We start from the raw sequence: 13,141 nt of genomic DNA, 5'->3' as shown, positions 1-13,141 counted from the left end.
GTGAACGAGAAGACCCCCGAGAAGGCGGGGACGGCGGGGACGGCGGGGACGGCGGGGACGCGCGGGCGGCTGGGGTTCTGGCAGCGGCTGCGGCTTCAGGTGCTGCTGCTGGGGCTGATAGGTCTGCCGAGGTGGCTGGGACTAGGGGCGCTGCCGAAACAGCTGACGCGGCAGGGGCGGCGGGAGCGGCAGGGGCGGCAGGGGCGGCGGGAGCGGCAGGGGCGGCAGGGGCGGCGGGAGCGGCAGGGGCGGCAGGGGCGGCGGGAGCGGCGCCAGGGCCATCGGTTCCCGCCGCGGACCCACAGAGGCATCGTCCAGCTGCTGGCCCTGGCCCTGATGGCCGAGGTCGCGACGGCCGCGACGACGCTCCATCCACCGGTGGGCTGGGCCGGCGACGAGTCCGCCTTCCCCCTGCCCAAGCCGTACTTCCCGGTCACGACCCGGTTCTACACCGACCCCGACAACCCCGCGGCGCAGTGGGTGCGCGGCAACCCCCACGACCGCCGGGCGACGGTCATCCGCAAGCGCATCGCCGATCAGCCGCAGGCCGCCTGGTTCACGGACACCGACCAGGGCCGGGTCGAGGCGCAGGTGCGCCAGGTGGTGCGGAGCGCCCGGGCCCGTGGGCGGCTGCCGGTGCTGGTCGCGTACGCCATCCCGCACCGCGACTGCGGAAAGCACAGCTCCGGGGGCATGGCCGACCTGTCCGGCTACCGGAACTGGATCGGCGGCTTCGCCCGGGGGATCGGCGCCTCGCGCGCCGTCGTCATCCTGGAACCGGACGCCCTGGCGCATCTGACCTGCCTCAAGCGGCGGCAGCAGGCCGAGCGGTACGCGGCGCTGTCCTACGCCGGGCGGACGCTGCGGGGGCAGGCCGCGCACGCCCGTATCTATTACGACGCCGGGAACTCCGGGTGGCTTCCCGCATCCGTCATGGCCGAGCGGCTGGAGCGCGCGGGGATCGACCGGTACGGGGACGGCATCGCCCTCAACGTCTCCAACTTCAACGCCACGCGCGACGAAGTCCGCTACGGCCTGTCCGTCCTCAGAGAGCTGCGCCTGCCCCGGCTGGGGGCCGTGATCGACACCAGCCGCAACGGCGCCGGGCCCACCCACGACCACCGGTTCTGCGATCCGCCGGGGCGCAAGCTGGGCACGCCGCCCACCGCCCGTACCGGGATCCCCGGGATCGACGCCTATCTCTGGGTCAAGCAGCCGGGGCAGGCCGACGGCTGTGCGGCGACCGCGGGGCTCTTCGTCCCGGGCTACGCCTTCCGGCTCACCCGCTGAGCGCCTGATCCACTGACCTCTGGCTGACTGACTGACCTCCTGATCCGCTTCCTGATCCGCTTCATGGGCCTTCTGCGGCCTTCGAACGTTACTCACTGTCACTGATCCGGTACACAGTGGAGCGGAATCGGCGCCCAAAATCGGACATAAAGTCATCAAGGCGGTCGAATTCCGTCTACCTCAATCGAGGTAGGCGGAATTCGGCCGTTTGGCGTGCCCGGCATTCCCGCAATTGAGGTAGCGAGATTTCAGTCGTGCGTACGGTGATTCGGCCCCGGTGGATTCCCTAATGTCGTTGAGCGAAAGGGAAAGCCGCCTGAAGGAGCTCCACCGATGAAAAGAGTTCTCGTCGTGGAGCACCACCATCTGGTTTCGAGTGCGATCGCCGACCTGGTCGACGAAACACCCGGACTGGAACTGGTCGGCGCCGCCAGATCGGTACGTGAAGCAATTTCGCTGGCCGAGCGGAGGCAGCCGGATGTGGTGCTCATCGACGTGGACAAGTCGAGCTGGAAATGGCTCCGACTCGACCTGTTGGTCGCAGATCTCCTTCCTCGCGCGCGGCTAGTCCGGCTGACCGCAGTCTCCGACCCGCGAGTGGAATGTCTGGACCCTCCGACGAATACCCCCAGCGTCCTGAAAACAGCCATCCCCCAATTTCTCAGGAGTCTCACCGAATGAATTCCCCCATGGACAACAACGTTCCGACCGTTTCCGAGACCACCGAGTCGAAGCGTGGGCCGCGTTCCTACCGGCTGCGTGTCGGTATCGCGGCCGGAGTTGTCGTGGCTGCTGCCATCGGTGGCACCGTGACCGCGTTCGCTCTGAATTCCGATTCCGATTCTGGTTCTTCGTCCGGCTCTTCCGCCTCGGCCAAGGGCGGGGCCGTCGACGGTCCGCTGTCCACCCACGGTGGCGACATCGTGGACTCCAAGGGTCACAAGGTCGTGCTGACCGGTATCAACTGGTTCGGTGCCGAGACCGGCAGCTTCGCGCCGCACGGCCTGTGGACCCGTAGCTGGAAGAGCATGCTCGACCAGATCGCGCACAACGGCTTCAACACGATCCGGCTGCCGTACTCCAACGAGATGTTCGCGGCCAAGAGCAAGCCCAACGGGATCGACTTCAAGCAGAACCCGGACCTCAAGGGCCTCACCGGTCAGCAGATCATGGACAAGATCGTCAAGGGTGCCACCGACCGCGGCATGATGGTGATCCTGGACCAGCACCGTCCTGACCAGTACGGCCAGAGCGAGCTGTGGTACAGCCAGAACCTCACCGAGAAGCAGTGGCTGGACGACTGGACCCAGCTGGCCAAGCGCTACAAGGACAACCCCCGGGTGATCGGCGCCGACCTGCACAATGAGCCGCGTGGCCAGGCCACGTGGGGCGACGGCAACCCGAAGACCGACTGGCGCCTGGCGGCCGAGAAGGCCGGTAACGCGATCCACGCCGTCAACAAAAACTGGCTGATCTTCGTCGAGGGCACCGACCGTCACAAGAACGAGCAGTTCTGGTGGGGCGGCGACCTCCAGGGTGTGAAGAAGTACCCGGTCAAGCTGAAGGAGCCCAACAAGGTCGTCTACTCGGCGCACGACTACGGCCCGGGTGTGTACAACCAGAACTGGTTCATGGCCAAGGACTTCCCGAAGAACATGCCGGCGATCTGGCAGAAGCACTGGGCCTACATCAAGAAGCAGAACATCGCTCCGGTGCTGCTCGGTGAGTTCGGTGGCCGCAAGACCGCGGGCAAGAGCTCCGAGGCCGTGTGGCAGAACGCCCTGATGGACTACCTCAAGAAGAACCAGATCAGCTACACCTACTGGTCCCTGAACCCGAACTCGGGTGACACCGGTGGTGTCCTCAACAACGACTGGAAGACGGTCGACAAGAACAAGATGAAGATGCTGTCCAAGTACCAGGCGCCGCTTCTGTCGGCGAAGGGGAAGACGTCGGAGTAACCCCTTCGGTACGGCCGCCGCACCCCGGCGGTGGACAGCGAGGGCCCGCAGGCAACGCCGCCTGCGGGCCCTCCGTCGTACCCGGATACGGCCCTGTGCGCGCGTACGGGCTGTGCGCGCGTACGGGCTGTGCGCGCGTACGGGCTGTGCACGCGTACGGGCCGTAACCGCGTACGGGCCCGCATATGGCAAGGAAGCGCGGCCTCGGCAAAAACGCGGGCCCAGGCGGAAGCGATACGTCACCTCGCCGGGTTTCCTGTCCGGGCCCGCTTTCCGCGCCGACCCCGAAGGCGCGAGGAGGCCGGCCGCGAGGAGGCCGACGATGAAGCCCCAGCAGCGCACCGGCCGTGTGCTCTTCCCGCTGGCCGTATTCGCGGTGGTGGCGGCCGACCAGGTGAGCAAGGCCTGGGCGGTGGCGGCCCTCGACGGCACCGTGGGGCCGCAGGGCGCGTTCGGGCCGGTGCACACCCTGCTGGTGCGCAACACCGGGGTGGCCTTCGGCCTTGGGCGGGGCCGGCCCCTGCTGATCGTGCTGATCACCCTCGCCGGGGCGGTCGCGACACTGGCCGCCGCGGGCGCGGGGCTGCGGGTCCGCAGCCGGGCCCGGGCGCTGGCGCTCGGGCTGATCGCCGGGGGCGCGCTCGGCAACGGCGCCGACCGGGCCGTACGACACCCCGGGCCGCTGCGGGGCGCGGTCATCGACTGGATCATGGTGACGGCCCGCGGCCCGGTGTTCAATCTCGCCGACGCCGCCCTGGCGGTCGGCGCCTGCCTGATCGGCCTTGTTTTGCTGCGCGACGTTCTGCTGCGCGACCTCACGCTCCCGCTTTGGGGACCGCGCTCTCACTGGCGTCCGGCTCTCCGGGCGGCAGCGACGCCTCTTCGGGCGCCAGGTCCGGAACCTCGTCCTGGATCCGGTTCTGGGGCTGGTCCGGGGTCCGGTCCTGGGGCCGCTCCTCGGTCCGGCTTCCGGCCGGGTCCGCGAAGGAGTCGAGGGAGCCCACGAGGTCGCGCAGCCGTCCGAGCGCCGCTTCGTCCGGGCCCTCGCGGGCCCCGCGGGAGGTCAGCGCGTTCGTGATCCGCTGATACGCGGCCAGCTCCCGGGCGCAGCGGTGGCACCGTGCCACATGCGCCCGGACCCGGCGCGCGGCGGGCGCGTCCAGCTCACCGTCCAGATACGACTGGAGCTCAGCGCCGTCCGCAAGACACTCACTGGCCTGTTGGCGCTCGGCGCTCCGCCACCACATCCACCACCTGCTGCTCATGCCCCACCTCGCTGTCCTTGAGGTCCCGCGGCCACCAATCGATCCCGGATCCGCTTGCGCGCCCGGTGCAGTCGGCTCATCACCGTCCCCTTGGGCACGCCCAGCACCTGCGCGGCCTCCGCGTACGACAGCCCGTCCACATGCACCAGCCGCACCACCTGCTGATCGCGCAGCGGCAGCGCGGTGAACGCGGCGTCCACGGCCTCGTCGAAGGCCGTGTCGACCACCAGCTCCTCGGGTGTCGCGCCCGAGGCGGCGGGTGTCGCGCCCGGGGCGGACGCGAGCCGGTCGAGTTCGGTGTCCGGGTCGTCGAGCAGATGCGGTCTGCGCTGCCGGCGCCGGCTCACCTCCGCATGCCGCATGATCGTCAGCAGCCAGGCGCGCGGATGGCGGCCGTCGAACCGGCCGACCGCCCGATAGGCCCTGAGCAGGGTGTCCTGCACCAGGTCCTCGGCGTCGGCGGGCTGCGCGGTCAGCGACATCGCCACCCGCAGCAGCACCTCCACCTCGGGCAGCACGTACTGGGCGAACATGCGCTCTTGGCGGGCGTCCGGGTCAGCCACGGGTGCCTCCTCGGATCCTGACCCCCCGGGACGCGGTGACGACTGTCACACTCTGTGTAACACCGTGCTCACATCGGCGCACGCCATGATCGGCGGTTCGAGTGATGGTGGGGGTGGGGGGTGAGGGAGGAGGCTGCCCCGGGCTCAGGCCTTCGCAGAGATTCAGGCCTTCGCAGAGACTCAGGCCTTCACGGAAACTCAGGCCTTCACGGAAACTCAGGCCTTCACGGAGACCAGGAGCTTTCCGTCGAGCGTGCGGATCTCGAAGTGGTCGATGTCGGCCGCCTTGAAGGCCGCGCCGCCCTGGGTGAACAGGGGAGCCTGGGCGCTCTTGTCCGGGCTGTCCGCGATGCCGTACCCCTGAGGCGGCACCGACCAGGTCGTCATGACCTGCTTCTCACCGCTCTTGGAGACCGCGATCATGCTGCATGCCAGGGGGCCCTTGACGTTCTTCAGCCGCAGCATGGCGTCGGTGCCCCACATCTTGTCCTTCAGGGCGATCGTGGCGTTCACCTTGGTGTCCGGGTCGGTGGCCTGGACCTTGGTGGGCATCGCTTCGAAGGTCTTGCTCGCGGTGGTCTCGGCGCTGATGGTCGTGTTCGAGCCGTCGTCGGAGGTGAGGGCCACCGCGCCGAGCGGTCCGCCGATGATCAGGACAGCGGCCGCGGCCACCAGGGAGAGGTGCCGGCGGCGCCGCTTGCGCCGGACCACGGCGACCTCGCCGATCATGTTGTCCAGCAGCCCGGGGCCGGGTCGCGCGGTGAGCGTGTCGATGCCGTTGGGGGTGGCGGTGAAGGAGTGCGGGACGCCTGTGAGCCCGGGCCGGCCGGGGGCGCCGTGGATGCCGGGGACGCCGGAGGCCAGCTCCGCCAGCATGGGCTCCAGCCCTGCCAGCTCGTCGAGCCGGCGTCCGCAGTCGTCACAACCGGCCAGGTGCTGCTCGAAATACGTGGCGTCCGCGTCGTCGAGCACGCCGAGTACGTACGCGCCGACGGCGTCGTGCCCGGCGTGGTGCGCCTGCGCGGTCATGCCGTCACTCCTCTTTCCTCAAGCGCGAGCTTCATGGAGCGCAGCGCGTAGAAGACCCGGGACCGCACGGTCCCGCTGGGTATGCCGAGCGTCTGGGCCGCCTCGTTGACCGTGCGGCCCTTGAAGTACGTCTCGACGAGCACCTCGCGGTGCGCGTCGCTGAGGTCGTGCATCGCGTCCGAGAGGGTCATCAGCCGCAGGGCCCGGTCGATCTCGTCCTCGGCGGGCATGAGCTCCAGCGGGGAGGGGTCGACTTCCTGTGGACGGGCCTGGCGGCTGCGGTGTCCGTCGATGACGATCCGCCGGGCCACGGTGACCAGCCAGGGCCGGATCGAGCCGGTGGCCCTGCTGAGCTGGTCGGCGTTGCGCCAGGCGCGGACGAGGGTTTCCTGGACGACGTCCTCGGCCCGGTGCCGGTCGCCTGCCACCAGGCGCAGTACGAAGGCGAGCAGCGGTCCGGCGTGCTCCTGGTAGAGCGCGCGCATCAGCTCCTCGTCCGGCGTACCGCGCTGGGATCTCGACCGATGTGTATCGGTCACGGCGGCGTCGTCGCGCACCAGAACCTCCAGGACGGAACCCGAGTTGGACATCATCAGCAGACACTCCCGGTGTGTTGGCCGGGGGTTGTGTGGCCCGGACGGCCTCTTCCTCCATCACTACGGACGGGGCAGGAGCGCCGCTCAACTCGTGGCGAAGTTTCTTGAAGTGGCCGCGGACGCCGCCGTTCCGCACCGGCCGTCAGGCTCTGCCGAACGGGTCCTCAGGGCTGCGCCGCAGTGGTCGGCAGGGCTGCGCTGTCGTGGCCGTCAGGAGGCCAGGGGGTCCAGGACGACGGGCCGCACCGAGCCCTCGATCATCGCGCCAAGCCCCTCGACCGCGCAGGTGTCGGGGTGTTCGGCGATATGCAGCGGCATACCGGTCGCCTCCCGCAGGAGATCGTCGAAACCGGGGAGCCCCGCGCTTCCGCCCGCCAGCATGATGCCGCGCTCCGCGAGGTCGGCGACCAGATCGGGCGGGCAGCGGCGGAGCACCGTGCCGACCGCGTCGAGCACCCCGGTCAGCGGGGTCTGCACCACGGCCCGGATGCCCTCGATGTCGATCTGCACCGAGCGGGCGAGTCCGGTGGCCACGTCCCGGCCGTGCACCTCGGTGTCGTCCGTGGCCGCGCCGGTGCCGCTCAGGGCCAGGTGCAGCGGGCGGACGGCCTGGCTCGGCAGCATCAACGCATGCTCGTTGCGCATATGTTGGACGAGGGCGTGGTCGATCGTCTCCCCGCCGACCGCCACCTGCTCGGCGGCGACGATCGAGCCCAGCGACAACACCGCGACCTGGGTGGTGGCCGCCCCGCACACCACGATCATCGTCGCCTCGGGCCGTTCGACCGGCAGACCGCAGCCCACGGCGGCGGCGATCAGGGTGTCGACCAGCTCCACCCGCCGGGCGCCGAGCCCGGTCAGCGTCTCGACGGCGGCGCGCTCCGCCAGCGGGTCCGCGTCGTGCGGGACGCACACGGCGGCGCTCTGCAGCGGCTTGCGTCGCCAGGCCCGGCGCACCTTGTTGCCGACGAGGAACCGCAACATGCGCTGGGCCATGGCGATGTCGACGACCCGGCCGCCGGATACGGGCCGTACGACCCGGATATGGTCGGGGGTGCGGCCCATCATCCGCTCGGCGAGCGCCCCCACCGCGATCAGCCCCCCGGTGCGGGTGTTCACGGCGGCGACGCTCGGCTCGTCGACGACGAGGCCGGTGCGCCTGAGATAGACCCGGGTCCTGGCGGCGCCGAGGTCGACGGCGATGGAGCAGCGGCGCAACCGATCGAGGCTGATGGTCATGTCAGGCCTCCTGCAGGTCTCCTGTGTGGTCGGGTCTCCCGTGCGGTCAGGTTTCCCGTGCGGGCGGGGTGGTGGGGTCGTCGGCCCGGCGGCCCTGTGATCATCGTGTGGGCCGGACCGCCCGCCTCGCCTGCGGTGCTGCGCCGGTCGGGCGAGGAACCGCCCGCGCCGCTGCCGACCGATCCCGTTACCCGGCCTATTCGGCGTATCCGGCTACGCGGCTTATTCGGTGTACTCGCCGGTTATTCGCCGTACTCGCCGACGTCCGGGTTGTCCTTGGCGTCGGCGTAGCACTCCACGGCGGCCGCGGTGAGCGAGAACCGCACGGGCGTCTCGCCGAAGGCGATCCGCCCCGCCGTCTCGCCCGCCGCCGCGATCGCCTCCCGCACCTGCGGGACCTCCTCGGCCGGGCAGTGCACGATGACCTCGTCGTGCTGGAAGAACACCAGCTCCGCGCGGAGCCGCGCCCCGGCCAGCGACTGCCGCAGCGCGGCGAGCACCAGCACCGCCCAGTCGGCGGCGCTGCCCTGGACGACGAAGTTACGGGTGAACCGCCCGCGGGCGCGGGCGCCGGCCGTGCTGCCGTACGTCGGCTCCTCGTCCTGGTCGCGCGGCAGGCCCGCTTCGTCGGCCGGGTCGCCGCCCGCGGAGGCGGGCGGGCAGGTGCGGCCCAGCCAGGTGCGCACCAGCCGCCCCTCCTCACCGGCCCGGGCCGCCTCGTCCACGTACGCCACGGCCGCCGGGAAGCGGCGCCGCAGGGCGGCGAGGTGCTTGAGGCCGTCGCCCGAGGTCTGGCCGTAGATCGCGCCGAGGAGCGCGAGCTTGGCCTGGTCGCGCCGGCCGGAGAAGGCGCGGTCGGACAGCGTCGCGTACAGATCCCGCCCGCTGCCCGCTATCTCCATCAGGCCCGGATCGCGGGAGACGGCCGCCAGGACACGTGGCTCTATCTGGTCGGCGTCGGCGACCACCAGCCGCCACCCCTCGTCGGCGACCACCGCCCGCCGCACCACCTTGGGGATCTGCAGCGCCCCGCCGCCGTTGGTGGTCCAGCGGCCGGAGACCGTGCCGCCGGGCACATACTCGGGGCGGAAGCGGCCGTCCCGCACCCAGGACTGCAGCCACGCCCAGCCGTGCGCCGTGTGCAGACGGTAGAGCTTCTTGTAGCGCAGCAGCGGCTCCACGGCGGGGTGGTCGATGTCCCGCAACTCCCAGGCGCGGGTGGAGCTGAGCGAGATGCCCGCGCGCGCGAACGCCTTGAGGACCTCGGCCGGCAGATCGGGCCGCACCCGTACGCCCCCGAAAGCGCGGGACACCTCGTCGGCCAGCTCGGCCAGCCGCTGCGGTTCCAGGCCGCCCGGGTAACGCTCGCCGAGCAGTTCGTCCAGCAGCTCGCGGTGGCGGTCGGCCCGCCAGGGCACCCCGGCCCGGCGCAGCTCGGCCGCCACCAGCGTCCCGGCCGACTCGGCCGCGGTCAGCAGCCGCATGCGGCCGGGGTGCTCGGCCGCCTCCGTACGGGTCAGCTGTCCGGCGTAGACCGCCAGCAGCGCGTCGAGGGGGTCGGTGCCGGGCGGCAGTGGCACCGGGCCGGGCTCGAAGAGCGACGGCTGTGTCTCGGCCGCCCGCACCGGCGGGTCCTCGGGGACCGGCAACCGGCGCAGCCGCGCCCATGCGGCGGCCAGCGAACGCGGCTCGCCGCACCGCCCTTCGTGGCCGAGCAGCAGGGCCTCGGCGGCCTCCAGGTCGTAGCACCGCTCGACGCGGACGCCCGCGGCGAGCAGCCGCGGGTAGAGCTCGGAGGTCGACCGCCACACCCAGCGCTCGACGTCCGGCCGGGACCGTACGGCCTCGACGGCGCCCCCGGCGGCGGCCGTGACCTCGACGATCGGACCGGCGGCCCGCCCCGCGGGGTCCAGCGGGCAGAGACGAGCGCCCCCGTCGCCCGTCTCAGCCAGCGCCCATCTCATGTTGGTGAGTGTGACAGGGGGGTCTGACAAAACCGGCGGAGGTGGGGCCACGGCTGTGAAAGGGGTTGACCCTGAGGCGCGGCACCCCTACTTTCCGTCCGAAGTGACGAATGATGTTCGAAATCTCGAACTTGGAGCCGTCAATGACCCGCATCCGCATCAGAGCGCTGCCGCTCCTCGCGGCGGCTCTCCTCGCGCTCCTCGCCTTACTGCAGACGGGCGGCGCACCCACGGCCAGGGCCGACTCGCCCACTGCTGCCGAAGCCGATTCGCCCGCCGCTGACGTCGGCTCGCCCGCCACTGCTGCCGACTCAGCCGTGGCGGCCGGGACGTTCACCAACCCGATCGTGACGCAGAACGGCGCGGACCCGACGATCATCCGCTACGCCGGCTACTACTACCACCTCGGCACCACCTGGGCCTCCCACTGGGAGATGCGCCGGGCCACCACGCTCGGCGGCCTGAAGACCGCGGCCCCGACCACGATCTACAGCGAGACCGTCGCGTCCCGCTGCTGCAACTTCTGGGCGCCCGAGCTGCACCGCCTCAACGGCCCCAACGGTCTGCGCTGGTATCTGACCTACAGCGCGGGCGTCTCCGCGAACATCGACCACCAGCACGTCCACGTCCTGGAGAGCGCCGGGAGCAACCCGTTGGGCCCGTACACGTACAAGGGCCAGGTCGATCCGTACGGCGACAACCGCTGGATGATCGACAGCAGCTATCTGTCCATGCCCGACGGCCGCCTCTACATGCTCTACTCCTTCTGGGAGGGCGGCACACAGAACCTGTACGCGGTCCGGATGAGCAACCCATGGACCCCGACCGGCGGCGCCGTCCGCATCGCCACCCCCACCTACAGCTGGGAGAAGGTGGGCTCCGGGGTCAATGAGGGGCCGACCATCCTCCAGCACGGCGGGCGGACCTTCCTGACGTTCTCCGCCTCGCACTGCGACACCCCCGACTACAAGCTGGGGCTGATGGAGCTGACCGGAAGCGATCCGCTGGCGGCGGGCGCGTGGAAGAAGTTCGCCAACCCGGTTTTCCAGCGCAATGACGCGAACGGGGTCTACGGGCCCGGCCACAACTTCTTCTTCCCGTCACCCGACGGGAAGGAGGTCTGGATGGCCTACCACGCGAACTCCAAGGCCACGGACGGCTGCGGCGGAACCCGGACCACCCGGGCCCAGAAGGTGAACTGGAACGCCGACGGCACCCCGAACTTCGGTGCGCCCGTCTCCACGTCCACCGCCCTGGCCGAGCCCTCCGGGACGCCGGCCGCCGCTGTGCGCTGACCCCCCGCCGGTACGAGAGGAGCGCGAAAACCGCAGGCCACGCCACTGGCCTGCGGTTTTTGCTATCCGGGAGATCGTGTGTATGCGGCGGCTTTCAGATGTCATGCCCGGAATGACGCAATCCGGAAGAATTTCCAGATGTGGGAGAACCTGTCGGGCGTCTCCTGCGTCACCTCTATCGACCGTATATGTCGACCGTACGGATCGCCGTTGCCCTACGCTTCCCGGTGATCATCGGGTGATCGCCTGGATACGCATGGTGCACGTGCATCTGCTGATGCATACGCGAATGCATTTGCTCGTTCGGGTGCTCATGCATTCGCAGCCCAACAAGGTTATGATCCGGGTCAGTTGACAGCTGTATTAACCAGTGGAGAGCCCTGTGCGCGACCACCCGTACAACGGCATGGCGGCCGCGGACCTGCAAGAGGCCGCCTGGCAGAAGAGCAGCCACAGCAATTCCCAGGGCTCGTGTGTGGAGTTCGCCAAGCTGCCGGGCGGGCATGTCGCCGTACGGAACTCCCGCTATCCGGACGGCCCGGCCCTCATTTACACCCCGGCCGAGGTCGAGGCGATGCTGCTCGGCATCAAAGACGGCGAATTCGACCACTTGGTGCGCGACCTGGCCTGATCTGTCCCGGTCCATCCCGGTCTGATGCGGCTCGGTCTGATTCGACCCGTTCCGGCCCCGCCGCAATGAGCGACACTGGTAGGTGGGTGCGATGCCTGGCTGGATGAGACGGCTGGGGAGATACGGCTATGAACGGGTCGATGCGTGTCGGACATGTTCTCGGGGTGCCACTGCGGATGCACTGGAGCGTCCCGGTGCTGGTGGCCCTGCTCGCCTACGGCCTGGGCCATGAGACGCTCCCGGCCTGGACCCCGGGCCATTCGAACGTCGTCTACTCAGCCGCCAGCGTGATCGGAGCGGCGCTGCTGATGGGGAGCCTGCTGCTGCACGAGGCCGCGCACGCGGTCGCCGCCCGCAAGAAGGGTGTCGCCGTCCAGGATGTGACGCTGTGGGCGCTGGGTGGCATGACCCAGATGGGACGGCCGCGGACCGCCGGGGTGGCGCTGCTGGTGGCCGTCAGTGGCCCGATCACCAGCCTGGTGATCGGGGGCGCCGCGATCGGGGCGGGGATCGGGGTGCGCGGTCTGATCGGCTGGGGGATACCCGCGGCGCTGCTGGTGTGGCTGGGGTGGGCCAATCTGCTGCTGGGTGTCTTCAATCTGCTGCCCGCCGCGCCGCTCGACGGGGGGCGGGTCGTGCAGGCCGTGATGTGGTGGCGCACGGGGGACCGGGAGCGGGCCGAACGGGCGGCGGGCCGCAGTGGCCAGATCTTCGGCATGGCGATGATCGCCTTCGGCTGGGTGGCGTTCATCCGCGGGGCCACGGGCGGTTTGTGGTTCTCGCTCATCGGTCTCTTCATGGTGATCATCGCCAACGCGGAGCGGCAGCACGCCACCCTCACCGAGACCCTGCGCGGGGTGCGGGTGGCCGATGCCATGTCCCATCCGGTGGCCGCCGGGGCCGACTGGCTGACCGTGGACCGCTTCATCGACGAGGTGGCGGCGCCGGCCCGGCATTCGGTGCTGCCGGTTCTCGACTTCGAGGGCCGGCCGAGCGGGCTGGTGAGTCTGCGCGGCCTCGCGGCGGTGCCGTCCGGGAACCGGGGGATGCAGCGGGTACGCGATGTGGCCACGCCGCTCTCCAGGTGCACGCTCGCCGTGCCGGGCGATCTTCTGAACGAGGTCATGGACCGGGGGGCGCGGCCCGGGGGCGGTATGCCGATCCTGGTCGTCGACCACGGCCATCTGGAGGGGATCGTCACCGCCCACGATGTGACGCGGCTCTTTCAGCTGCACGCGCTGGGAGCAACGGCGGCCCCGCCGAAGTCCAGCCCCCTATGAGTGGTCGGGACGAAACGCCTGGCGCGGT

The 13,141-nt window shown here is 70.4% G+C and carries 12 protein-coding genes and 1 pseudogene; 7 read left to right on the top strand and 6 right to left on the bottom strand.

Annotated features, from left to right (window positions below):
* The 4 genes and pseudogenes from ACH4U7_RS36170 to ACH4U7_RS36155 all read left to right on the top strand — a co-directional run.
* Nucleotides 1-1,290 (top strand): glycoside hydrolase family 6 protein, encoded by a 1,290-nt coding sequence (locus tag ACH4U7_RS36170; protein ID WP_398532020.1) that lies wholly within the window; start codon nt 1-3, stop codon nt 1,288-1,290.
* 333 nt (nt 1,291-1,623) lie between these two features.
* Nucleotides 1,624-1,971 carry a response regulator transcription factor gene (locus ACH4U7_RS36165; protein WP_089512741.1) on the top strand — a complete coding sequence of 116 codons (348 nt, stop codon included), beginning with the start codon at nt 1,624-1,626 and terminating at the stop codon, nt 1,969-1,971.
* 8 nt (nt 1,972-1,979) lie between these two features.
* Complete coding sequence (locus tag ACH4U7_RS36160) at nt 1,980-3,251, top strand: glycoside hydrolase family 5 protein (RefSeq protein WP_398532019.1); 1,272 nt, start codon at nt 1,980-1,982, stop codon at nt 3,249-3,251.
* Between the two features lie 322 nt (nt 3,252-3,573).
* A pseudogene (locus tag ACH4U7_RS36155) lies at nt 3,574-4,029 on the top strand (signal peptidase II); the annotation flags it as partial.
* 37 nt (nt 4,030-4,066) lie between these two features.
* On the opposite strand, the gene ACH4U7_RS36150 reads toward ACH4U7_RS36155, so the two are convergent.
* From ACH4U7_RS36150 to ACH4U7_RS36125, 6 genes are all read right to left on the bottom strand, one after another.
* Nucleotides 4,067-4,516 carry an anti-sigma factor family protein gene (locus ACH4U7_RS36150; RefSeq protein ID WP_398532018.1) on the bottom strand — a complete coding sequence of 150 codons (450 nt, stop codon included), beginning with the start codon at nt 4,514-4,516 and terminating at the stop codon, nt 4,067-4,069.
* Entirely contained in the window at nt 4,513-5,079 is a 567-nt protein-coding gene (locus ACH4U7_RS36145; RefSeq protein WP_398532017.1) for an RNA polymerase sigma factor, read from the bottom strand. Before ACH4U7_RS36145 ends, ACH4U7_RS36150 begins: the two co-directional genes overlap by 4 nt.
* A 216-nt stretch (nt 5,080-5,295) precedes the next feature.
* A complete protein-coding gene (locus ACH4U7_RS36140) occupies nt 5,296-6,108 on the bottom strand; it encodes a zf-HC2 domain-containing protein (RefSeq protein ID WP_398532016.1) in 813 nt (270 codons plus the stop codon).
* Entirely contained in the window at nt 6,105-6,698 is a 594-nt protein-coding gene (locus ACH4U7_RS36135) for a sigma-70 family RNA polymerase sigma factor (protein WP_358638917.1), read from the bottom strand. The genes ACH4U7_RS36140 and ACH4U7_RS36135 overlap by 4 nt, the downstream gene beginning before the upstream one ends.
* Before the next feature lie 216 nt (nt 6,699-6,914).
* The gene (locus ACH4U7_RS36130) at nt 6,915-7,943 is read right to left on the bottom strand and encodes a rod shape-determining protein (RefSeq protein WP_398532015.1); all 1,029 of its coding nucleotides are present in this window, start codon (nt 7,941-7,943) and stop codon (nt 6,915-6,917) included.
* A gap of 242 nt (nt 7,944-8,185) precedes the next feature.
* Nucleotides 8,186-9,907: a bifunctional 3'-5' exonuclease/DNA polymerase gene (locus ACH4U7_RS36125; protein WP_398532014.1), complete on the bottom strand. Its 1,722-nt coding sequence runs from the start codon at nt 9,905-9,907 to the stop codon at nt 8,186-8,188.
* Nucleotides 9,908-10,050: 143 nt separating this feature from the next.
* Here ACH4U7_RS36125 and ACH4U7_RS36120 point away from each other — a divergent pair, with 143 nt between their 5' ends.
* The 3 genes from ACH4U7_RS36120 to ACH4U7_RS36110 all read left to right on the top strand — a co-directional run bounded on the left by ACH4U7_RS36120 (nt 10,051) and on the right by ACH4U7_RS36110 (nt 13,113).
* Nucleotides 10,051-11,202 (top strand): family 43 glycosylhydrolase, encoded by a 1,152-nt coding sequence (locus ACH4U7_RS36120; protein WP_398532013.1) that lies wholly within the window; start codon nt 10,051-10,053, stop codon nt 11,200-11,202.
* A 406-nt stretch (nt 11,203-11,608) separates the two neighbouring features.
* Complete coding sequence (locus tag ACH4U7_RS36115) at nt 11,609-11,833, top strand: DUF397 domain-containing protein (RefSeq protein ID WP_358638915.1); 225 nt, start codon at nt 11,609-11,611, stop codon at nt 11,831-11,833.
* A 128-nt stretch (nt 11,834-11,961) separates the two neighbouring features.
* A complete protein-coding gene (locus tag ACH4U7_RS36110; RefSeq protein ID WP_398532012.1) occupies nt 11,962-13,113 on the top strand; it encodes a site-2 protease family protein in 1,152 nt (383 codons plus the stop codon).
* Nucleotides 13,114-13,141: the final 28 nt, after the last annotated feature.

Source organism: Streptomyces sp. NPDC020845 (assembly GCF_044334165.1).
Lineage (GTDB): Bacteria > Actinomycetota > Actinomycetes > Streptomycetales > Streptomycetaceae > Streptomyces.
The sequence above is the reverse complement of the archived record's forward strand: the minus strand, read 5'-3'. Positions and strand labels throughout refer to the sequence as shown.

Coding starts and splice junctions, on each gene's coding strand:
- ACH4U7_RS36150 (WP_398532018.1), bottom strand. CDS start 4,516: ATGAGCAGCAGGTGGTGGATGTGGTGGCGGAGCGCCGAGCGCCAACAG.
- ACH4U7_RS36130 (WP_398532015.1), bottom strand. CDS start 7,943: ATGACCATCAGCCTCGATCGGTTGCGCCGCTGCTCCATCGCCGTCGAC.
- ACH4U7_RS36125 (WP_398532014.1), bottom strand. CDS start 9,907: ATGAGATGGGCGCTGGCTGAGACGGGCGACGGGGGCGCTCGTCTCTGC.
- ACH4U7_RS36110 (WP_398532012.1), top strand. CDS start 11,962: ATGAACGGGTCGATGCGTGTCGGACATGTTCTCGGGGTGCCACTGCGG.
- ACH4U7_RS36120 (WP_398532013.1), top strand. CDS start 10,051: ATGACCCGCATCCGCATCAGAGCGCTGCCGCTCCTCGCGGCGGCTCTC.
- ACH4U7_RS36160 (WP_398532019.1), top strand. CDS start 1,980: ATGGACAACAACGTTCCGACCGTTTCCGAGACCACCGAGTCGAAGCGT.
- ACH4U7_RS36135 (WP_358638917.1), bottom strand. CDS start 6,698: ATGTCCAACTCGGGTTCCGTCCTGGAGGTTCTGGTGCGCGACGACGCC.
- ACH4U7_RS36140 (WP_398532016.1), bottom strand. CDS start 6,108: ATGACCGCGCAGGCGCACCACGCCGGGCACGACGCCGTCGGCGCGTAC.
- ACH4U7_RS36165 (WP_089512741.1), top strand. CDS start 1,624: ATGAAAAGAGTTCTCGTCGTGGAGCACCACCATCTGGTTTCGAGTGCG.
- ACH4U7_RS36115 (WP_358638915.1), top strand. CDS start 11,609: ATGGCGGCCGCGGACCTGCAAGAGGCCGCCTGGCAGAAGAGCAGCCAC.